Origin of the sequence: Streptomyces sp. NPDC005803 (assembly GCF_040630435.1) — a bacterium.
Lineage (GTDB): Bacteria > Actinomycetota > Actinomycetes > Streptomycetales > Streptomycetaceae > Streptomyces.
Genome location: NZ_JBEXXO010000087.1, coordinates 1 through 1,117, shown reverse-complemented (window position 1 = coordinate 1,117; position 1,117 = coordinate 1). Strand labels below are relative to the sequence as shown.

Sequence of the window (1,117 nt, the reverse complement as noted above, 5' to 3'; positions counted from 1 at the left end):
GCGAGACCACTACCGGCGCACTCACCGAGGCGCAGGCCGTCACGCTCCTCCGCCGGGCCACGACGCGCCGGCGCTGCACGATCGAGGCCTCACGCACGGGCCGCGTGATCGTCCAGCGCAAGGTCTGGGACGGCGGAACCGTTCCGAAGGTGTGCACGATCGTTCTTGATCCGGTCGTACGGGTCGCGGCCATCACGCCGACGGCGCGCGGTGACCTGGACGCCATCGCCGCCCATGGGGCCTACCTGGTCACCGGTGCCGACAAGGTGTTCCGGGAGCTCAACGGGCGCATAGCGGCGGGTCTCGTGAGCATTGCGCCGGCGGCGTCGCAGCGGCTCATCGATCGCGGGCTCGTCGTCCTCGGCGCCCCGTACCGGTCGACGTCGAACGGGTACCTTCCCGAGATGCGTACGCCGGTCCGCGTCTCCCTTGCCGCCCGGCTGGTGATGCTCGCCGACGACCACCGGACGCACACGACGACGCCGGGCGGGTACGGGCGGCCGGCGGATTCCCGCGTGACGGCCGGGCTGAACAAGCCGGGCGGGCGTGCCGGCGTGACCTATGACGGCACGAGCGGGGGCAGTTGCTCGTGCGGGGGCTGGTCCGGCTGGTACGACGGTCAGGACGGGGCGCGGCGTGCGGCTCGGGCGCACCGGCAGGAGGCGGCGGCCGCATTCGTCCTGGCTCTTCCGTAACTCCCCTTGCGTGTAGCTACGCAGACCCGCTACTGTGTAGCTACACGGGGCGGACGGAACGCCCCCGACGGAAGGCCACCCAATGATCAGCATCGACATCCTCCCCGTGATCGTCACCGACCTCCCCGACGACGAGGACCACGCCCCCCTGCTCGTCGACCCGGCCGCCGCCCGCATCGTCCGCGCCGACCAGGTCGCCGCCGGCGACACCGTCCTCGCCTCCTTCCCCGACTACGGCCCCCGCCAGGGGATGCTCCGCACCGACTACTTCAACGACCAGTACACGGCGCAGCCGGTCCCCTATCGGCGCGACCGCGGTTGCTGCGAGTCCTGCGCATCGGCCCCCGGGTGTAACGCCTTCATCGTCAACCTCGGCGACGTCCACTGGGACGAGTGCGACCTGTGGCAGGCCGACGCCCTCG

The 1,117-nt window shown here is 71.8% G+C and carries 2 protein-coding genes; both read left to right on the top strand.

Annotation, left to right across the window (positions count from 1 at the left end):
• The coding region (locus ABZ454_RS38930) for a hypothetical protein (protein WP_359544150.1) at positions 1-695 on the top strand (695 nt) is incomplete at its 5' end.
• Positions 696-777: 82 nt separating this feature from the next.
• Positions 778-1,117: hypothetical protein (locus ABZ454_RS38925; protein WP_359544149.1), on the top strand; the 340-nt coding region annotated here is incomplete at its 3' end.